Annotated in this window: 17 protein-coding genes; 12 read left to right on the top strand and 5 right to left on the bottom strand. The window is 59.0% G+C overall.

The features are described 5' to 3' along the window. Positions 1-51: 51 nt before the first annotated feature. A complete protein-coding gene (locus HNQ50_RS16135; RefSeq protein ID WP_184102233.1) occupies positions 52-663 on the bottom strand; it encodes a putative pterin-binding protein in 612 nt (203 codons plus the stop codon). Between the two features lie 237 nt (positions 664-900). On the opposite strand from HNQ50_RS16135, the gene HNQ50_RS16130 reads away from it, so the two are divergent. Further along, complete coding sequence (locus HNQ50_RS16130) at positions 901-2,286, top strand: NarK family nitrate/nitrite MFS transporter (protein WP_184102232.1); 1,386 nt, start codon at positions 901-903, stop codon at positions 2,284-2,286. Between the two features lie 66 nt (positions 2,287-2,352). Here HNQ50_RS16130 and HNQ50_RS16125 read toward each other — a convergent pair whose 3' ends face one another. Continuing rightward, on the bottom strand, positions 2,353-2,547 hold the full coding sequence (locus HNQ50_RS16125) for a hypothetical protein (protein WP_184102231.1): 195 nt from the start codon (positions 2,545-2,547) through the stop codon (positions 2,353-2,355). A 226-nt stretch (positions 2,548-2,773) separates the two neighbouring features. On the opposite strand from HNQ50_RS16125, the gene HNQ50_RS16120 reads away from it, so the two are divergent. Continuing rightward, entirely contained in the window at positions 2,774-3,619 is an 846-nt protein-coding gene (locus HNQ50_RS16120) for a hypothetical protein (RefSeq protein WP_221303222.1), read from the top strand. A gap of 29 nt (positions 3,620-3,648) precedes the next feature. On the opposite strand, the gene HNQ50_RS16115 is transcribed toward HNQ50_RS16120, so the two are convergent. Beyond that, positions 3,649-5,241, bottom strand: coding sequence for a phospholipase D family protein (locus tag HNQ50_RS16115; RefSeq protein WP_184102230.1), 1,593 nt, complete (start codon positions 5,239-5,241; stop codon positions 3,649-3,651). 264 nt (positions 5,242-5,505) lie between these two features. Between HNQ50_RS16115 and HNQ50_RS16110 the strand changes: the two genes are divergently transcribed. The 9 genes from HNQ50_RS16110 (at position 5,506) to HNQ50_RS16070 (ending at position 17,900) form a co-directional block, all read left to right on the top strand. Next, the gene (locus HNQ50_RS16110; RefSeq protein ID WP_184102229.1) at positions 5,506-9,201 is read left to right on the top strand and encodes a nitrate reductase subunit alpha; all 3,696 of its coding nucleotides are present in this window, start codon (positions 5,506-5,508) and stop codon (positions 9,199-9,201) included. Then, positions 9,198-10,754 (top strand): nitrate reductase subunit beta, encoded by a 1,557-nt coding sequence (narH, locus tag HNQ50_RS16105; RefSeq protein WP_184102228.1) that lies wholly within the window; start codon positions 9,198-9,200, stop codon positions 10,752-10,754. Before HNQ50_RS16110 ends, narH begins: the two co-directional genes overlap by 4 nt. Then, entirely contained in the window at positions 10,751-11,419 is a 669-nt protein-coding gene (narJ, locus tag HNQ50_RS16100) for a nitrate reductase molybdenum cofactor assembly chaperone (protein WP_308419174.1), read from the top strand. Before narH ends, narJ begins: the two co-directional genes overlap by 4 nt. Before the next feature lie 15 nt (positions 11,420-11,434). Beyond that, positions 11,435-12,112, top strand: a complete 678-nt coding sequence (gene narI, locus HNQ50_RS16095) for a respiratory nitrate reductase subunit gamma (protein ID WP_221303221.1) — start codon at positions 11,435-11,437, stop codon at positions 12,110-12,112. Positions 12,113-12,286: 174 nt separating this feature from the next. Beyond that, on the top strand, positions 12,287-13,300 hold the full coding sequence (gene moaA, locus HNQ50_RS16090; protein WP_184102227.1) for a GTP 3',8-cyclase MoaA: 1,014 nt from the start codon (positions 12,287-12,289) through the stop codon (positions 13,298-13,300). Next, the gene (gene mobB, locus HNQ50_RS16085) at positions 13,300-13,806 is read left to right on the top strand and encodes a molybdopterin-guanine dinucleotide biosynthesis protein B (protein WP_184102226.1); all 507 of its coding nucleotides are present in this window, start codon (positions 13,300-13,302) and stop codon (positions 13,804-13,806) included. The genes moaA and mobB overlap by 1 nt, the downstream gene beginning before the upstream one ends. Before the next feature lie 30 nt (positions 13,807-13,836). Further along, complete coding sequence (locus tag HNQ50_RS16080; RefSeq protein WP_184102225.1) at positions 13,837-15,804, top strand: type IV pili methyl-accepting chemotaxis transducer N-terminal domain-containing protein; 1,968 nt, start codon at positions 13,837-13,839, stop codon at positions 15,802-15,804. Further along, positions 15,797-16,471 carry a response regulator gene (locus HNQ50_RS16075; RefSeq protein WP_184102224.1) on the top strand — a complete coding sequence of 225 codons (675 nt, stop codon included), beginning with the start codon at positions 15,797-15,799 and terminating at the stop codon, positions 16,469-16,471. Before HNQ50_RS16080 ends, HNQ50_RS16075 begins: the two co-directional genes overlap by 8 nt. 97 nt (positions 16,472-16,568) lie before the next feature. Continuing rightward, the gene (locus HNQ50_RS16070; protein WP_184102223.1) at positions 16,569-17,900 is read left to right on the top strand and encodes an NCS2 family permease; all 1,332 of its coding nucleotides are present in this window, start codon (positions 16,569-16,571) and stop codon (positions 17,898-17,900) included. 166 nt (positions 17,901-18,066) lie between these two features. Here the strand turns inward: HNQ50_RS16070 and HNQ50_RS16065 are convergent, their stop codons facing one another. Next, complete coding sequence (locus HNQ50_RS16065; RefSeq protein WP_308419173.1) at positions 18,067-18,756, bottom strand: peptidoglycan DD-metalloendopeptidase family protein; 690 nt, start codon at positions 18,754-18,756, stop codon at positions 18,067-18,069. Positions 18,757-18,886: 130 nt separating this feature from the next. On the opposite strand from HNQ50_RS16065, the gene HNQ50_RS16060 reads away from it, so the two are divergent. After that, complete coding sequence (locus tag HNQ50_RS16060; protein WP_184102222.1) at positions 18,887-20,002, top strand: VIT1/CCC1 transporter family protein; 1,116 nt, start codon at positions 18,887-18,889, stop codon at positions 20,000-20,002. Between the two features lie 15 nt (positions 20,003-20,017). Here HNQ50_RS16060 and HNQ50_RS16055 read toward each other — a convergent pair whose 3' ends face one another. Beyond that, the gene (locus HNQ50_RS16055) at positions 20,018-20,206 is read right to left on the bottom strand and encodes a Lar family restriction alleviation protein (protein WP_184102221.1); all 189 of its coding nucleotides are present in this window, start codon (positions 20,204-20,206) and stop codon (positions 20,018-20,020) included. Between the last annotated feature and the right edge of the window lie 34 nt (positions 20,207-20,240).

Here is a 20,240-nt window from a genome sequence, read left to right as displayed (position 1 = left end):
ACCAAAAAACCCGGCAGATTGCCGGGTTTTTTTGTCTGCGGACCGTCGCATTCAGCCGGTCAGCACTTCAATGTGGTACATGCCCCACGGACAAGCCGCATAGCGATCCGGCAGGGGCTTGGCGGTCATTTCCGGGAAGCTGTCTGGCGCATAAACACCCCACAGCGGGCCAAGGCCACCCAGCGGAATCGGCTTGCCATCGATATGCGTCGCGACGATGTAGCGGTACTTGCGGATATCGCCCAGCGACACCCCGGCCGCGTAGCCATCAATCGCCCGCAGCAATACCTTGGTGCCGTCCCGGGTGGGGGCGCCGGCAGTTGCCAGCAATTGCGCCAGATACGGGCCCTTGAGTACGTGCGGTTTGCCGTCGTATTCCAGCGTGGCGGTGATTTCGACCAGCGGCATTTTCAGCAGATCCGCCCAGGTCAGCGCCCAGGCCGAGTTGAAATGCACGTTCTGCTTTTTCAGCAACTGATCAAAGACCGGATCAAGCGCGCCGCGATTGCTGCGGGTAATGGCACCAGAAACCGTCAACAACACCGGGGCAGGGGTGGCCGGTTCCGGCGCGGGGGCGGGTTTTTCCTTTTTGCGGGCGAGGGCCGGCGTTGCCGCACCTGCTACCAGCGCTGCACCTGCAGCCAGAAACGCTCTCTTATCCATATTGCCCCTGTGCCCGTTCGCATGGCCGGCCCATGCCAAACCTGGTATTAAACCACGATCCGGGAGACTGCCGGATTTTTTGCCGCGGGCAAGTACATGGCGCCTAGTCCGTTTGGCCTAGTCCGCCTGGTTCTTATGCAGTGTTCATGGCGTGCTTGTGGCCAGTTATGCATCTGGCTTGCCGATCGTACCCTTGGCGGTGTCTATCCAATATTCCATCGTCACAGGCCAGTCATCATGTCATCGTCTGCCGTCATATCCCGCTGGGAGCCTGAAAATCAGGCGTTCTGGCAACAATCGGGTGAGCAGATTGCCAAGCGCAATCTGTGGATTTCCATTCCCTGTCTGCTGCTTGCGTTTTCGGTCTCCATCATGTGGAGCATCGTGGTCCTGAAAATGCCGTTGATTGGCTTTCAGTACAGCAAAGACCAACTGTTCTTGCTGACCGCGCTGCCCATGTTGTCGGGCGCAACGCTGCGGATTTTCTACAGCTTTATGCCCTCAATCCTGGGCGGGCGTAAATGGACCACTATTTCCACCGCGTCTTTGCTGATCCCGGCCATCTGGCTGGGTATGGCGGTGCAAGATGCCACCACGCCGTTTTCGGTGATGCTGGTGATTGCGCTGCTGACCGGTCTGGGTAGCGGCAACTTTGCCAGCTCCATGGCCAATATTGCGTATTTTTTCCCCAAGAGCCAGAAAGGCTATGCCAATGGGATGAATGCCGGTCTGGGTAATCTGGGCGTGTCTGTGGCGCAGTTTGTCATGCCGCTGGTCATTACCGGTGGCATGTTTGCCGCCTTCGGGGGCGATGCGCAGACCTACACCAAAGACGGGGTCGAACATCAGATCTGGCTACAAAATGCTGCGTTTATCTGGGTGCCGTTCATTATTGCGTCGAGCGTGGCCGCCTGGTTTGGCATGAACGACCTGTCCAGTGCCAAGGCGTCGTTCTCTGAACAAGCCGTGATTTTCCGTCGTAAAGACAACTGGCTGATGTGCTGGTTGTATCTGGGTACCTTTGGCAGCTTTATTGGCTTCTCTTCCGGTTTTGCGCTGCTGTCCAAGACGCAGTTCCCCAATATTGATGTCACCAGCTTTGTGTTCATTGGTCCGTTGATTGGTGCGCTGGTGCGCCCGATGGGGGGCTGGGTATCGGACAAGATTGGTGGTGCCCGGGTGACCGCCGGTATCTTTGCCGGCATGATCGTGGCGGTGATTGCGGTGCTGTCTTTCCTGCCGGATGCGGGTTCTGCCGGTAATTTCTGGGGCTTCTTTATCTCCTTCCAGTTCCTGTTTGTTCTGGCCGGGATTGGTAACGGTTCGACCTACCGCATGATCCCGACCATTTTCCTGACTACGGCCCAGCGTGAAGCAAAGCAGAGGGGGATTTCTGCGACTGAGGCTGAACACAATGGCACGCGTGAGTCTGCTGCGGCCGGCGGGTTTATCAGTGCAATTGGTGCTTACGGTGGCTTCCTGATCCCGCAATTGTTTGGTTTTTCCATGAAAACCACGGGTGCAGCCGAAACCGCGTTGTATGTGTTGATGGTGTTCTATGTCAGTTGCTTGCTGCTGACGCTGTGGCGTTACGCGCGCAAGTCTTCCGCCATGCCGTGTTGATTGACGGTTTGACCCAACAAAAAAGCGCCTCTGCAGGCGCTTTTTTGTTGGGTGTCATGTTGTACCTTAGTGGCCGTGTTGCACCACATCTTCACCGGCCTTGGTGATCTGAAAGCCGTAGATGGGTTTGGCCTCGATCAGCGGCGGTTCTACATCAAGCAAGTTGCGCACTTGCTGGAAATCCAGATTGATGGATTTGCCCGCAGCGGCTTCGCGCAGGATTTCATAGTCCTGGGTGGTCAGATCAGCCAGCGTCGTCATGGTGTTCTCCCTTGCAAGTGGTTTGGCCGACCGGGTCACATTGACGTGATACCCGTAACCGGCTCAGGCGTTGCCATTTAACCGCACTGCGCTGCGCAACAATGCCATGGGCACTCTCATTTGCTTGTCGGACAAATACCGACTGCCATTTGGGGGAGGCCGGATTCAGCCAGGCGGCGTGTCGTGGCAAGATCAAATGGCACACACTGTGACCAGGAGGGCTGTCATGCGCAAAGCACACACCAAAAAAGTCTGGCTACTGGCGATATTGATGCTGCTGGCCGCTGTGGCCGTGGCCCAGACTCCGGGTCAGAGTCTGCTGGCCAGTTATCAGACCCTGGCGCCGCGCCTGGAACACAATCAGTTTGGCCAGCCGCTGGTGCTTCAATCCACCCAGACCGACAAGACGCTCAAGGGTGAAATCTACGCCGTGGTCGATCACCCGTTTGGCGAATTCAAGGCCGGGGTCAATGACGCAGGCAACTGGTGCGACATTCTGATCCTGCATCTGAATATCAAGTACTGCCACAAAGGCGCCAGGCCGGATCAACTCGTGGTGTTTGTGGGGCGCAAGTTTGACCAGCCATTGTCCGATGCGCACGAGCTTGATTTTGCCTGGCATGCCGACCCGGATGATGAGGCGTATTCACACGTGACGCTGGTGGCACCGAACGGCCCGCTCAGTACCCATGATTATCGCATCAGTCTGGAGTCTGCCCCGCTGGATGCTGGACACACCTTTGTGCATCTGTCTTATTCGTATGGCTATGGCCTGACCGCCAAACTGGCCCTGCAGACCTATCTGAACACGTTGGGTAGCGACAAGGTGGGTTTTACCACGGTGGATGGTCAGCCGGTGGGGGGCGTGCGCGGGTTGGTGGAGCGCAATACCATCCGTTATTACCTGGCGATTGAATCCTGGTTGTCCGCACCGCAACCGGAAGCACGCATGCTTAACTGGTTCACCGCAACCGAGCGTTACCCGCGGCAATTGCATGAAATGGCGCAGGACGAATACATGAACATGAAGCGCAACGAATATCGCCGCCAGCAAAAGCCGCTTGATAGTTAGATGGCGTTAGATGGGTTTGGAGGGCGCGATCAGAGTTCGTCGTCCGCCGGGAACAAACCCACCACGCCGCTGAGCGTGCGCCGCCACAAACCGGCGCCCGGCTCGCTGGTCCAGGTTTCATCTTTGCCATCTTCCTGGCCTATCCAGCGCAATTGCCGGCTTTGTGGCGTGTCATCTGGCCGGCGTGGCGGGGCCAGTTCCAGCTTGTAGCTGTATTTGGGGGTGGCCGCCTGGTCATACAGATAGGCGACTTGTTGCGCCAGTTCCGGGTTCTTGATCAACACCGCCTGTTCGGTATTGAGGTTGACGGAGCGCGGGTCCAGGTTGAACGAGCCAATCATCAGGATTTGCCGGTCCACCACATAGGCCTTGGTGTGCAGGCTGGCGCGGGATGACCCGGTAGAGAGCGCCGCGCCATGTACGCCGGCCACCGGCCGGAATTCATGCACTTCTACCCCGCTGGCAATCAGTGCCTTGCGATATTTTCGCCATGCCGAATGCACGGCTGCCACGTCGGTCGAGGCCAGGGAGTTGGTCAGCACTTTCACCGCCACACCGCGCTGTTCCATCTGTCCCAGAAATTGGGTGCCGCCATCCCGTGGCACAAAGTAGGCCGACATGATGATGAACTCGTGCTGCGCCAGTTGGGCTGCCAGCAACAGCCCTTTACCTGGTTTGCTGCCGGTCTGGGCATCCGCATCTGCTTCGACTTTATCCGGGTTGTCTGCGGCCAGCCAGGCTTGCGCCCAGATCAGATTGCGGGTGGCTTTGCCCAGAAACGCGTTGGCGCTGGCGGCGTCCGGCACCGGCATTTGCGCCGGTTCTTTCTTGTCAGCCGGCGGGGGCGGGGCGTTGCCGCCGTTTTGCCAGCCGGTAATGGCCTCCTGGCTGGGTGGGCGGGGTTCCAGCGCGGGGAGCGGATAGCTCTCCTTGCTGTTCCAGTAGTGATCAAACGTGGTTCCCAGTTTGCCGGGCAACTGGCCCGCCGCCAGCACATCCAGATCCCGGAAATTCATGTCTGGGCGCGCATCAAAATACTGATCGGCCAGATTGCGGCCACCCACGATCGCCAGTACACCATCGGCAATCAGGGATTTGTTGTGCATGCGCCGTTCCAGATGGTCGTAATCGGCAATCAGGGCCCCGGCGCGGGCAAACATGGAGCGCCCACCCGTGGTGAGCGGGTTGAAGACGCGTACTTCAAAATTGGGCTGCACCGCCATGATGGCAAGCATGCCATCGGGCTTGTCCAGATTCAGATCATCCAGCAGCAAGCGTACCCGCACACCCCGGCGTGCGGCGGCGGCCAGGGCATTCAGGATGACCGTCCCGGTGTGGTCTTGCAGCGCGGTGTAGTACTGCAGGTCCAGCGAGGTGCGCGCCTGCTGGATCAAGGCCAGGCGCGCCTCAAACGCTTCTTGCCCGTGTACCAGCAAATAAAAGCCGGATTGATCCGCGTGGGTGGCGGCGGCGGCCGTCACGCTTTGGCCCAGTGGCCCTTGGGTATCAGCAGCCAGGGCGTGGCTAGCCGGACGATCAAAATCGCTAAGTGGCGCGCGGGTGGCGCAACCGGCCATGGCCAGCAAGAGCAACAGAATACACAAACGCCATCGATGGGCCATGGACTGGACCTGGGGTCAGGGTGAACCGGCAATTGCACCAGCGTGCTCTGAACCATAGTCGCTTTGTCTGGCCCGCGCTGTCGGCGCCGCGCCTGAGGGCGTGTCCGCCACCACGTACCTGGCCAAAAGAACTAGTCCGGCTAGCCCTTCCTGCCATGCCAGGCCCGCCCACCGACGAATATCGGCCTTTTCCCCCGAGGCATAGCATTGGTTGCAATAGGCGCGATCCGCGCCCGTCACCAGATAGATAAAAACGGGGTTCGCATGAGTCACCTGATCGACCGCTTGAAATTCTTCTCCCGTACCCGCGATACCTTCTCCAATGGCCACGGTGCAGTGGTCAATGAAGACCGCAAGTGGGAAGACGGTTACCGCAACCGCTGGACGCATGACAAGATTGTGCGCTCCACGCACGGTGTGAACTGCACCGGTTCCTGTTCCTGGCGCGTGTTCGTCAAGAACGGCCTCATTACGTGGGAACTGCAACAGACCGACTACCCGCGTACCCGTCCTGACCTGCCCAATCACGAACCGCGCGGCTGTCCACGCGGTGCGTCTTACTCCTGGTATGTGTATTCGGCCCAGCGCGTGAAATACCCGATGCTGCGCGGCCGCCTGGCCAGCCTGTGGCGCGAAGCCCGTCAGACCATGGCTCCCATCGAGGCCTGGCATTCCATTGTCTCTGACAAAGCCAAGTCGGATAGCTACAAGCAAGTGCGCGGCCTGGGTGGTTTTGTGCGCAGTAACTGGGACGAAGTGACGGAAATGATCGCCGCCGCCAACGCCTACACCATCAAGGAATACGGCCCGGATCGCGTGGTGGGGTTCAGCCCGATTCCGGCCATGAGCATGGTCAGCTATGCCGCTGGTGCGCGTTACCTGGGTCTGATTGGCGGCGTGCCATTGAGTTTCTACGACTGGTATTGCGACCTGCCGCCGGCCAGTCCGCAAGTCTGGGGCGAACAGACCGATGTGCCGGAATCGGCCGACTGGTACAACTCCACCTACCTGATGGTCTGGGGCTCCAACATCCCCATGACCCGCACGCCGGACGCGCACTTCTACACTGAAGTCCGTTACAAGGGCACCAAGACCGTCGCCGTCTCCAGCGACTTTGGCGAAATGGCCAAGTTTGGCGATATCTGGCTGGCCCCCAAGCAAGGCACGGATGCCGCGCTGGCGCTGGCCATGGGCCACGTGGTGCTCAACGAGTTCCACAAGAACGGCAAATCTGACTACTTCCGTGATTACGGCAAGCAGTACACCGACTTCCCCATGCTGGTCACTCTGCGCGAACAAGGCGAAGGCTTTACGCCGGATTATTTCCTGCGTGCATCCATGTTGCCGGGTGATCTAAATGAAGAGAAAAACCCGGACTGGAAAACCGTGCTGGTCGACGCCAATACAGGCGCGCTGGCCGTACCCAATGGCACGATTGGTTCGCGCTGGCATGAAGAAGGCGCAAAGAAAGGCAAGTGGAACCTGGAACTGAAAAACCTGGCCGATGGCAGCCAGATTGATCCGCTGCTGAGCCTGAAAGGCCAGTCCGATGACATCGTCAGTGTGGGGTTTGACTACTTTGGCGGTGACAAGGATGACCTGCTGTTCCGCAATGTCCCGGCTCGCCGCGTCACGCTGAAAGACGGCAGCACCGCGCTGGTCGCCACCGTGTATGACCTGATGCTGGCCAACTACGGCGTGGATAACGGTCATGGCGGCGGCAATGTCGCGACCTCTTACGACGATGACATTGCCTACACCCCGAAATGGCAAGAGCGCCACACCGGTGTAAAGGCTGCCGACGTGATCACCGTTGGCCGCGAGTTCGGCCAGAACGCGCATGATACTCATGGCAAGAGCATGGTGGTGGTGGGCGCAGCGTTGAACCACTGGTTTAACAATGACATGACCTATCGCGGCATCATCAACTTGCTGATGATGTGTGGCTGCGTGGGCCAAAGTGGCGGCGGCTGGGCCCACTATGTGGGTCAGGAAAAACTGCGCCCGCAACCGGGCTGGACGCCGCTGGCCTTTGGTCTGGACTGGAATCGCCCGGTGCGCCAGATGAACGGCACCAGCTTTTTCTATGCCCACACCAGCCAATGGCGCCATGAAAAACTCGGCGTCACTGAAATCCTCGGGCCCAAGGCCAAAGCCGGCCAGTACGAGCATATGGCGTTGATCGATTTCAACGCCAAAGCCGAGCGCATGGGCTGGCTGCCGTCGGCCCCGCAGCTGGAAACCAACCCGCTGGACATCACGCGTCAGGCAAACGCTGCTGGTGTCGATCCGGTGCAGTTTGCGGTGGAAGGCTTGAAGGCCGGCACGCTCAATATGAGCTGCGAAGATCCGGACAACCCCAAGAATTTCCCGCGCAATCTGTTTGTATGGCGCTCCAACTTGCTGGGTTCTTCCGGCAAGGGGCACGAGTACTTCCTCAAGTATTTGCTGGGCACCCAGAACGCCGTGTTTGATGACGAAAGCACCGGCATCAAACCGACTGATGTGAAGGTCCGCCCGGCGGCGGAAGGCAAGCTGGACCTGTTGACCGTGCTGGATTTCCGCATGTCGACCACCTGCCTGTACGGCGACATCGTGTTGCCGACCGCCACGTGGTACGAGAAGGACGACTTGAATACGTCTGACATGCACCCGTTCATTCACCCGCTGAGTGAAGCGGTGCAACCGCTGTGGCAATCGAAGACGGACTGGGAAATCTACAAGGCCATTGCCAAAAAATTCACCGAGATCGCCGGTCCATATCTGGGTGTGCAAAAAGACCTGGTGCTGACCCCGCTGATGCATGACAGCCCGGCCGAACTGGGGCAGCCGTTTGAGCCCAAAGACTGGAAATACGGCGAGTGTGATCTGATCCCGGGCAAAACCGCGCCGAACATGGCCGTGGTGGAGCGCGACTACACCCGCATCTATGAGAAGTTCACCACCATTGGCCCGCTGCTGAAAAACGTGAACAACGGCGGCAAGGGTATTTTCTGGAAAACCGGCCACGAGATCGACGAACTGGCCGCACTGAACGGCGTGGCGGCCAATGGCCAGCCCAAGCTGGAAACCGCTATCGACGCGGCCGAGATGATCCTGACCCTGGCACCAGAAACCAACGGCCATGTGGCGGTGAAATCCTGGCAAGCGTTGTCTGAAGTCACCGGCCGTGATCACACGCATCTGGCCGCCGGGCGCGAGCATGAAAAAATCCGCTTCCGCGATGTACAAGCCCAGCCGCGCAAGATCATCAGCTCGCCCACCTGGTCTGGCATTGAAAGTGAAGAAGTCAGCTACAACGCCGGCTACACCAACGTGCATGAGCTGATCCCATGGCGCACGCTGACCGGCCGCCAGCAGTTCTACCAGGATCACCGCTGGATGCTCGATTTCGGTGAAGGCTTCTGTGTGTACAAGCCGCCAGTTGATCTGAAAACCGTCGCTCCCATGCTGGGCAAAGTGCCCAATGGCGAGCCGGAGATCGTGCTCAACTTCATCACCCCGCACCAGAAGTGGGGCATTCACTCCACGTACTCCGACAACCTGCGCATGCTGACGCTCAGCCGTGGCGGCCCGCACGTGTGGCTGTCGGAAGGGGATGCGAAAAAGGCCGGCATTGTCGACAACGACTGGATTGAAGTCTTCAACAGCAACGGCACGTTGACCGCCCGCGCCGTGGTCAGCCAGCGCGTGCCCGACGGCATGACGTTGATGTACCACGCGCAGGAAAAGATCGTGAACGTGCCGGGCGCCGAAACCAGTGGCAAGCGCGGCGGTATTCACAACAGCGTGACCCGTACCGTGACCAAACCTACGCACATGATCGGCGGCTACGCCCAGCAAGCCTACGGCTTTAACTACTACGGCACAGTCGGCGCCAACCGCGACGAGTTTGTCATTGTCCGGAAAATGCAAAAGGTCGATTGGCTTGAGGGCGAACTGAAGGGAGAAAACAAATGAGAATCCGTGCCCAAGTAGCCATGGTGCTCAATCTGGACAAGTGCATTGGCTGTCATACCTGTTCGGTGACTTGTAAAAACGTCTGGACCAGTCGTGACGGTGTGGAATACGCCTGGTTCAACAACGTTGAAACCAAACCCGGCATTGGTTACCCGAAAGAATGGGAAAACCAGAAGAAGTGGAATGGTGGCTGGAAGCGTTTGCCCAGCGGCAAGATCGAACCTCGCCAGGGCGGCAAGTTGCGCATTCTGGCGCAGATGTTTGCCAACCCCAATCTGCCGGAAATTGACGACTACTACGAGCCGTTTACCTACGATTACGAGCACCTGCAGAACGCCAAAGAATCGCAAACCCCGCCCACGGCCCGGCCCGTCTCGGTCATCACCGGCAAAAAGATGGAGAAAATCCATTGGGGCCCGAACTGGGAAGACGATCTGGGCGGCGAGTTTAGTCAGCGCAGCAAGGACATGCTGTTTGAGAACGTGCAAAAGGAGATGTACAGCACGTTCGAGAACACGTTCATGATGTATTTGCCACGCCTGTGTGAACACTGCCTGAATCCGGCCTGTGTGGCGTCTTGCCCGTCCGGTTCCGTGTACAAGCGGGAAGACGACGGCATTGTGCTGGTTGATCAGGACAAGTGCCGTGGCTGGCGGATGTGTGTGTCCGGCTGTCCGTACAAGAAGATTTACTACAACTGGCAGTCCGGCAAGGCCGAGAAATGCACCTTCTGCTTCCCGCGTATTGAAGGCGGCCAGCCGACCGTGTGTTCCGAATCTTGCGTGGGCCGTATCCGCTATCTGGGCGTGATGCTGTACGACGCCGACCAGATTGAAAGCGCTGCCTCGGTCGAAAACGTACAAGACCTCTACGCGGAACAACTGAAGCTGTTCCTTGATCCGCATTCGGCTGAAGTTCAGGCCGAAGCGCTCAAGCAAGGTATTCCGCAATCATGGCTGGATGCTGCCATCAAATCGCCGGTCTACAAGATGGCGATGGAGTGGAAGATTGCGTTCCCGTTGCACCCGGAATACCGCACCTTGCCGATGGTCTGGTATGTGCCGCCGCTTTCACCCATCCAGTCGGCGGCGGAGTCCGGTTTGCTGGGCAAGAACGGCATCCTGCCGGATGTGAGTGAGCTGCGCATTCCGCTCAAATACCTCGCCAATCTGTTGACTGCGGGAGATGAAAAACCGGTGCTGGATGCGCTGGAACGCATGCTGGCCATGCGTGCCTATATGCGTGACAAGTCGGTGCATCAGACTGAAAACCTGGATGTGCTCAAACAGGTTGGACTGACCAAAGCCCAGGTCGATGAAATGTACAAAGTGATGGCCATTGCCAATTACGAAGACCGCTTCGTCATCCCCTCCAGTCACAAAGAACAGGTGGAAGACAGTTTCAACGACAAGGCAGCCTGCGGCTTTACCTTTGGCAACGGCTGCTCGGGTGGCGTCTCGACCGAAGGTTTGTTTGGTCAGCGTAAGCAGGGCAGCACCATCTTTGTGGATATGCCCAAATCCCGCAAAAACAAATCGGAGGTGCAGTCATGAATATGCGCATTCCACAAACCCTGCATTTCCAGGTGATGTCCGCCCTGTTGCAGTACCCGGAGCAAGACCTGCTGGAGGCACTGCCGGAGCTGGATGGCTTGTTGACCCTGGCGCCAGATGGCCTGCGCGTGAAACTGGCGCCGCTGTTTGCGCATCTGCGCACGCATTCACTGATCGCCGCGCAAGAGGTCTATGTCGACACCTTTGATCGGGGCCGCAAGTATTCCCTGCATCTGTTTGAACACATCCACGGCGAAAGCCGTGACCGTGGCCCGGCCATGGTTGATTTGATGGATGCCTACAAACAGCACGGCTTTCAGGTGGAGGCCAGCGAACTGCCGGACTTCCTGCCCCTGTTGCTGGAGTTTCTGGGCGGCGTTGAACAAGAGGTGGCGCTGTCGTTCCTGAACGAAGCCATTCATGTGATTGCGGTGATTGGCGAGCGTCTGGCCGAGAAAAACTCACCCTACGCCTGTGTGTTTAACGTGCTGGTCAGCCTGGCCACAGTCAAACCGCTACCGTTGGTCCAGCCGCCAGTGCGGGATATGGACGAGGCCATGGAAATGTTCGGCCCCAGCGCAGACGGGATTGAGCCGCTGCTCAAGCCCGGTGCCACACAAAGCATTCAGTTCTATCCGCGCCAGCAAGCGCGGCCGGCCGCATAAGGGGAGGGCATCAATATGAATCAGTTTTTCTTCGGTATTTACCCCTACATCGGGCTGACCGTATTCCTGTTTGGCAGCCTGGTGCGCTTTGAGCGTGAGCAGTACACCTGGCGCAGTGAATCCACTCAACTGATCCGCCGTGGACAGTTACGCCTGGGCTCCTATCTGTTTCATATCGGCATCTTGATGGTGTTTCTGGGTCATCTGGGTGGTTTGCTCACACCGATCTGGATCTGGGACGCGTTGGGTGTGCCGCACAGCGTAAAACAAATGATCGCCATGGCGGCGGGGGGCGTATTCGGCAGCATGGCGCTGGTGGGCCTGCTGGTGTTGTTGCACCGTCGCTTTAGTGATGAGCGGCTGAAAGCATTGACGCACTGGCGCGACAAACTGACCCTGGGGTGGATTCTGGTCACCTTGTTGCTGGGGCTGTCGACCATTTTGGTGTCCAAAGACCACCTTGACGGTCACATGATGACGCTGTTTATGGAATGGGCGCAGCGCATCCTGACCTTCCGCGGCGGTGCGGCCGAGTTGATTGCAGAGGCGCCGCTGATCTTCAAGCTGCATATGTTTATGGGCATGACGCTGTTTGTGATCTTCCCGTTTACCCGGCTGGTTCATATCTGGAGTGGTTTTGGTGCTGCCAGTTATGTGACCCGTGCCTGGCAAGTGGTGCGGCCACGCAGTTAAGCCCCGGGGTAGGGTGGATTTGGAACGCAGTGACAATCCACCGTTGCATTGGTGGATTGTCGCCAAGGCTCCGAATCCACCCTACAGACGGCGTGCGTATTGCCGCAATGCAATCCCGTCATATCAATCAGCATGTAAAAGTCATAAAATGAAGACTTGTTTGCAGGGGACCCAATGAACGCACCATTGCGCCAGATTCAGACCAGTACGCCCGTCCTGACCGACCGCTTTGGCCGGACAGTGGATTACGTGCGGCTATCGGTGACTGATCGCTGCGATCTGCGTTGCTCTTACTGCATGCCCAAAGGTTTTCACGGCTTTGAAGAGCCGGCGCACTGGCTCACCTTTGCCGAGATCGAACGGTTGATGGGCGCGTTTGCCCGCCTGGGTGTCGGGCGTGTGCGCCTCACTGGTGGCGAACCTTTGCTCCGCCGCAACCTGCCAGAACTGGCCGCGCGGCTCAAAGCGTTGCCCGGCCTGTTTGACTTGTCCCTTTCCACCAACGCCACGCAACTGTCACGCCACGCTCATGCTTTGCGTGCGGCCGGCGTGGACCGCCTCAATATCAGCCTCGATACGCTGGATGGCGCCTGTAACGCGCACATTACCGGCCGCGATACATTTGATGCGGTCATGCAAGGCATCCACGCGGCACGGGCTGAAGGCTTTGCCCCGATCAAGCTCAACATGGTGGCCATGAAGGGGGTAAATGACCATGAGATTGAACGCATGGCCGAGTTCGCCATGGCGCACGGTTTCATCCTGCGTTTGATCGAAGCCATGCCCATGGGCCAGACCGGGCGCAATGCCCAATATCTGGATCTGGGCCCGGTGCGTGAGCAATTGATACAGCGTTTTGGGCTGGAGCCAGAAGTCACCGAACTGGGCGGCGGCCCGGCCCGTTACTGGAAAACGCCGGACGGCGCCGGCCAGATCGGTTTTATCACCCCGATTTCCCAGCATTTTTGCGCCACCTGTAACCGCGTGCGGTTGGCCGTGGATGGCACGCTGTATATGTGCCTGGGCCAGGAAGAAAAGTTTGAATTCCGCCCGCTGCTGCGCGGTGGTGCGACGGATGCCGAGCTGGAAGCCGCCATCCGCGAAGCCATTGAACTCAAGCCAGAGCGTCACGAGTTCCGCGAGCAGCCCGGCAAGATTGTGCGTTTCATGTCGCAAACGGGGGGTTGATGCGGCGTGTCTTTGGTCTGGTCGGTAGTTCCGGCAGCGGCAAGACCACCTTGCTGGAAAAACTGATCGCCACTTTCACCGCCCGCGGCGTCAGTGTGAACGCCATCAAACATTCTCACCATGACATCGAGCTAGAACCGTCCGGCAAGGACAGCGCCCGTTTTCGCGCGGCTGGTGCGGCGGAGGTCATGGTGGTTTCTCCGTTTCGCTACGCCATTTTTCATGAACTGCGTGACGAGCCCGAGCCGGAGATCGCCACCCAACTGGCCCGGCTGGGGCCGGCGCAACTGACGCTGGTTGAGGGTTTTCGGCGCCACTCCTTCCCCAAACTGGAAGTCTGGCGTAGCGCAAACGGCAAGCCGCCGCGTTTTGTCGATGATCCGTCCATTATTGCCTTCGTCAGTGATGACTTGTCGCCCGTGCCGCATGAGCTGGCATGTTTCGGGCTGGAAGAGGTCACCGCCATTGCGGATTTCATCTTGCAGTCGGCGCCAGAAATTGCCTGACGCGGGCTGGGCCGCATCGTGAGAATAACCGTGTCGGACTTGAAACCAGAAACTGTCGCAGAACGTTATCAACTGCCGCTGCGCCGCCAGTTATCCATGCGCGTGCTGGCGCTGTTGTTGGCGGCACTGGCCGTCGGCCTGATGGCGATTGGCATCACGCTGTATCTGTCCTGGCAACTGGAAGGCGGTGGCGCGGCCATTAACGCGGCTGGCAGCCTGCGTATGCGCACTTACCGCATGGCGCTGACGCTGGAACATTACGCCGCGACCAAAGACCCGCAGCTTGCGACCAAACTGCGGGCAGAAGACGCGGATTTTCGACAGACGCTGGCGTTATTGCGCAATGGCGATGTGCGCAGACCGTTGTATCTGCCCGATTCGCCCAGCGTGCGCCAGCAATTTTCCGGTATTGAACAAGATTATGATCGCCTGACCCGCCGCTGGTTTGTACCTATAGAGGCGGGTGGGGCGCTGACCGACTGGCAGGTGTTCCGGGCGGATACCGATCAGTTTGTGGAGCGTATCAACCTGCTGGTGCTGTCGATTGAGCAACTGAACACACGCCGCACCCTGTGGTTGCGCTCCTCGCAGATGTTTCTGGTCGGGCTGGCCATTGTCGGGGCATTTACCCAGGTTTACCTGATGTTCCTCCTGATCTTCCGCCCGCTGGGGCGGCTGCGGCACGGCATTGCGCGTATGACACGCAAAGACTTTACCGTGCGGTTGCCGGTGGAGTCGCGCGATGAGTTTGGCGAAGTGCAACGCAGTTTCAACCACATGGCAGACCGCCTGGAAGAATCCTATGGTTCGCTGGCGCAGCGGGTGGAAGAGAAAACCGCCGAACTGAACGCCCAAAATGGCGAACTCTCTCTACTGTACGATGTGGTGGCCTTTGTAAACCGGCCGCAAACCTCGCAAAGCCTGTGTCAGGGCGTGCTGGAACGCTTGCTTGCCTGGTTTGGCGCGGATGCCGGTAGCGTGCGGGTCATTGATCCGCTCAATCAATCGGCGTGGTTGATGACCAGTGTCGGTTTGCCGGCTTCCTTGCAAGAGGCGGAAATCTGCCGCCGGCATGAAGGCTGCTATTGTGCCCCGGCGCGCAAGGGCGAAGTGGTGCTGGTCCAGATGCGCCCGCACCCGCTGCAACCGCAATCGGTCTGTGCCGAAGCAGGCTTCCTGCAGGTCAGCGCGTTTCCGATCAGTGCAGGCGACAATCATCTGGGCGTGATTACCTTGCACTTTGCTGATAAACGCGAGGTCTCGGAACGGGAAACCCAGTTGTTGACCACGCTGGGTCAGCACCTTGGGATCGCGCTGGATAATTTGCGGCTGGCCGCGCGCGACAAAGAACTGGCCGTCTCGGAGGAGCGCAACCTGATGGCGCAAGGCTTGCACGACAGCATTGCCCAGGGGCTGAGCTTTTTGAATCTGCAAGTGCAAATGCTGGATGACTCACTCAAGCGTAACGCCACCACAGAAGCGCAAGACATCGTGCCCATGTTGCGAGCCGGCGTGACCGAAAGCTATGAAGATGTGCGAGAGCTGCTGCTCAATTTCAGAACCCGTTTGCAAGAGGGCGATTTGCCGGGCTCCATGCGCACGGTGATCGACAAGTTCCGCAAGCAAACCGGCATCGCCGCGGCCCTGACCATTACCGGCGAGGGCCGGCCGTTGTTGGCAGATCAGCAATTGCAACTGCTGTTTATCCTGCAAGAAGCGCTATCCAATGTGCGCAAGCATTCACAAGCCACCCAGGTAGAGGTCACACTGCATAACGACACGCCGCTGCGCCTGGTCATCCAGGACAACGGCCGTGGCTTTGACGAAGCAGAAATGGCCCGCCGGGCTGAACGGCATGTGGGCTTGAACATCATGCGTGAGCGGGCCGAACGGCTGGGCGCGCAGCTGGACTTTATCAATGAGCACGGGGTGAGCGTGGTTCTGACCATGCATCGCGCCACAACCACCGTTTTAGAGGGAGAGGGCGCCAATGCCTGAGCCGGTTCGCGTATTGCTGGTGGACGATCACACCTTGTTTCGCAGCGGTATCCGGCTGTTGCTGGGGCGTCAGCCTGACTTTGAAGTGGTCGGGGAAGCCGCTGATGGCGCAGAAGCCGTCAAACTGGCGCATGCACTCAAGCCGGATGTGGTGTTGCTGGACCTGAACATGCCCGGCCTGTCTGGCGTGGAAGCGCTTAGCCTGATGCTGCAAGATACGCCGACCCTGGCGGTGTTGATGCTTACTGTATCGGAAGACGCGGATGACCTGGCAACGGCACTGCGGGCCGGTGCGCGCGGTTATTTGTTGAAGAATATCGACGCGGACTTCCTGGTGAGTGCCATCCACCGTGCCTGTGCGGGCGAAGCGGTGGTGGCCGAGCCCATGACCGCCAAGCTGGTCCAGCAGTTTCGTGTGGCCAGCGCGACGCCGGCGGCCCCGCGAGAAGAAGACAAACTCACCCCGCGTGAGCGGGAAATCCTGGGTTACCTGGCGCTGGGCGAGGCCAACAAGGTGATCGCGCGCCGGCTGGACCTGGCCGAAAGCACGGTCAAGATTCATGTGCAGAACATCCTCAAGAAACTGGGGTTGTCCAGTCGTGTGCAAGCCGCCGTGTATGCCGTTGAGCACGGACTGGGCGCCAGTGAAGGCAACCATCTGTCTTGAATCGGGGTCGATAGTGCGGCAAGCGGGTTAACCCGGGCGGCCACCCCGCGTATATTGCGCACGCCTTTTCAAAACAGAAACGAAACCGGAATCATCCATGCCGCAAACCACACCCGCCGCAACTGGCGGCCTGTTCGAACGCCTTTTCAGGTTGCGCGAACATGGCACCGACGTGCGTACCGAGATCATTGCCGGTGCCACCACCTTTTTGACGATGGTGTACATCATCTTCGTCAATCCGCAGATTCTCTCTGCTGCCGGTATGGATACCCAGGCGGTCTTTGTCGTTACCTGCCTGATCGCTGCGATTGGCAGCATTGCCATGGGCTTTGTCGCCAACTTGCCGATTGCGCTGGCGCCCGCCATGGGGCTGAACGCTTTCTTCGCCTTTGTGGTGGTGGGTGGGCAACATCTGTCCTGGCAAGTGGGTATGGGTGCCATTTTCTGGGGTGCGGTGGGTTTCTTTTTGCTGACCATTCTGCGCATACGCTACTGGCTGATTGCCAGCATCCCGTTTGCCTTGCGCGCCGGGATTGGCGCAGGGATCGGCCTGATGATCGCCTTGATGGGCCTGCACAACGTCGGGATTGTCGTGGCCAGCCCGGCCACCATGGTGACTGTGGGTAACCTGACGTCCCTGCCGTGCGTGCTGGGCACGCTGGGCTTTTTCATCATTGCCATTCTGGCCGCGCGCGGTATTCATGCATCGGTGCTGATTGCCATTCTGGTCACCACCACGCTGGGCTTTCTGTTTGGTGACGTCAAATTTCACGGTGTGGCGTCGCTGCCGCCCGATATCAGCGGTGTATTTGGTCAACTGGCCATCAAAGATGCCTTCAGCCTTGGCATGGGGGCGGTGATTTTCTCCTTCATGCTGGTGAGCTTGTTTGACTCATCCGGCACGCTGATCGGGGTCGCGGGCAAGGCAGGGCTGGCCGACGAGCACGGCCGCTTCCCGCGCATGAAGCAAGCCTTGCTGGTCGATAGCTCGGCGTCCGTGCTGGGCGCATTCATGGGTACATCGGCCATTTCAACGTACATTGAAAGCTCGGCCGGGGTGTCGGTTGGTGGGCGTACCGGCCTTACCGCCGTGGTGACAGGCTTGCTGTTTGTGCTGGCCATCTTCTTCTCGCCCCTGGCGGCGATGGTGCCGGCTTATGCCGCGGCGGGTGCGCTGATTTTTGTCGGCGTGCTGATGACTGCGGAACTCAAACGCATTAACTGGGACGATATGACTGAAAGCGTGCCGGCCTTTATCACCGCCGTGATGATGCCGTTCTGCTTTTCAATCACGGAAGGGATTGCTGGCGGGTTTATTGCGTATTGCGTCATGAAAGCGGGCACAGGGCGCTGGCGCGAGATCCGTTTGCCGGTGCTGGTCGTCGCTGTATTGTTCCTGGTGAAATTCATCATGGATGGCGGGCACTGACAGTGCTACTGCGCACGCACATCCTGCACGCTGGCTGCTTGCATCGCTACGCCCGAGGCGGCAGGGATACGCAAAGAGGGCGGGTGTGGCCCGAAGTCTGTCATCAACCGGGCAACAAAAAAGGGCGGAATATTCCGCCCTTTTTTGTTGCCCCCTTTATGGCCAATCATGGCAATGAATCTGTCGGATCAACCGCCTTGCCCTTGTAGCGCAATTCAAAATGCAGCATCACCCGGTCGGCACCGCTATCGCCCATGGTGGCAATCTTCTGCCCCTGGCTAACTTGATCGCCTTCCTGCACCAGCAACGCATCGTTGTGCGCGTAGGCAGTCAGGTAATCCTGGTTGTGCTTGATCACCAGCAACTTGCCATAGCCACGAATCCCTTCGCCGGCATACACCACCTTGCCAGCAGCGGCAGCCAGGATGGGCGTGCCTTTGTCGCCGCCGATATCAATGCCATTGTTGCGCGTACTGGCGTTTTTCAATTCCGGCCCTTTGGCGGGCCAGATCAACGCAATTTTGGGCGCGGCAGCCGGGGCAGGGGTGGGCGTCGCGGTGGGTTTGGCCGGCGCAGGCTTGCTGGTGCTACTGGTTGCTGCCCCTGTCCCTGGGGGTTTGACGCGCAGTACCTGGCCCACTTCAATTGCCGTGGTGTCCTTCAGGTTATTCCAGCGCGCCAGATTGTTAACGCTCTGACCGTTGTTGACCGCAATGCGGTAGAGGGTGTCCCCCTTTTGCACACGGTAGTAGCCGGCAGCGACCGGTTCATTTGGCGTGCTGCTACAGGCAGCCAGTAGCAAGGCCAGGGCGCTGGCAGCGGTCAAACGGTGTAAAGCATCAATAAAAGAAGTCACGGCTCAGAAAATTTGTTGTGATTGCAGCAGATTGTAAAGGGTTGCAGGTGATAATCCCAAAGTATGCGTGTGGCAATTGTTGCTGCGCTTGGTCCTGCCCTGGGGCCATACGCTTTTCCCGGAGGCCAGCATGAAACACCCCGCCAATATCCAGCGTTTTCTGGCCAACTGGCGTGACGAAATGAACAGCGCCGCACTCTATGACGCGCTTGCTGCGGCAGAGGGACAGGCCACACGCAAGGAAATCTTCCAGCAACTGGCCGAGGCGGAGCGCAATCACGCGCGGGTCTGGTTGCAACGGCTGGATGCCAACGGAGTAGGCGTACCGCGCTTTCGGCCTGACTTCAAGACCCGCTTGCTGCAACAATTGATCGCCTGGTTCGGGCCGGGGTTTGTGATCTCTAGTGTCGCCGCCGCTGAATATGCCGATCGCAATAAATATGCCGGCCAGCCTGACGCCGCCGCGTTATCCGGCGAAGAGCGCGGCCACGCCGCGATTGTGCAGGCGGTTGCCGGCAATACGGTCGATGGCGCAGGCATTGCCGCCGCCGAGCCCTGGCATACCAGTGTGGCCAGCGGCAATGATCTGCGTGCGGCGGTGCTGGGGGCCAATGACGGGTTGGTCAGCAATTTTTGTCTGATCATGGGCGTGGCCGGTGCCGGGGCCAGTGCGCATACCGTATTGCTCACTGGCGTGGCAGGTCTGCTGGCTGGGGCGATGTCGATGGCGTTGGGGGAGTGGCTCTCCGTGACCAATGCGCGGGAGCTGGCGCATTCACAATTGGCTAAAGAAGCGGAAGAACTGGAGCAAACGCCCGATGCCGAGCAGCATGAACTGGTGCTGATCTATCGCGCCAAAGGGCTGCCCAAAGCCGATGCAGAACGCATTGCCAGTAATTTGATGAAGGATAAGTCCAAAGCGCTGGACGCCCTGGCGCGGGAAGAGTTGGGGCTGGACCCGCGTGAGATGGGGGGCAATCCGTGGACTGCCGCCGGTACGTCTTTTGTGCTGTTTTCGGTGGGCGCGTTATTGCCGGTGCTGCCGTTTTTGCTGCTGCACGGCACCAGCGCCATGATTGGCAGTATGGGGTTGAGCGCCGTGGGGCTGCTGCTGGTGGGCGCGGTGACGTCGCTCTTTAACGGGCGCTCCGCCGGATTTTCTGCCTTGCGGCAGTTGTTGACGGCGGGGGTCTGCGCAGTGCTGACCTTTGGTCTGGGACACCTGTTTGGCGCGGCCCTGACCTGAACCCCGCCTCCGCGATTACTTGAGCTTGTTCCAGGCCGCGATGGCTTCCTTGCGGTTGGGCTGCGGCGTGCTGATCATGCTGCAATTGCCATTGCGGCCATATTTGCTGCATTCCAGCCAGACCCGGTTCGCGCCCGCTTTGCGGACTTCGGCATGGGCGCCACAGCGCGGGCATGGGTTGATTTCAGTGGTGTTGCCGGACATGTCAATTCGCTTTGTTCAGTGACGGGTGGAGTAG

The organism is Silvimonas terrae (assembly GCF_014202765.1).
Classification (GTDB): domain Bacteria; phylum Pseudomonadota; class Gammaproteobacteria; order Burkholderiales; family Chitinibacteraceae; genus Silvimonas; species Silvimonas terrae.
The sequence above is the reverse complement of the archived record's forward strand: the minus strand, read 5'-3'. Positions and strand labels throughout refer to the sequence as shown.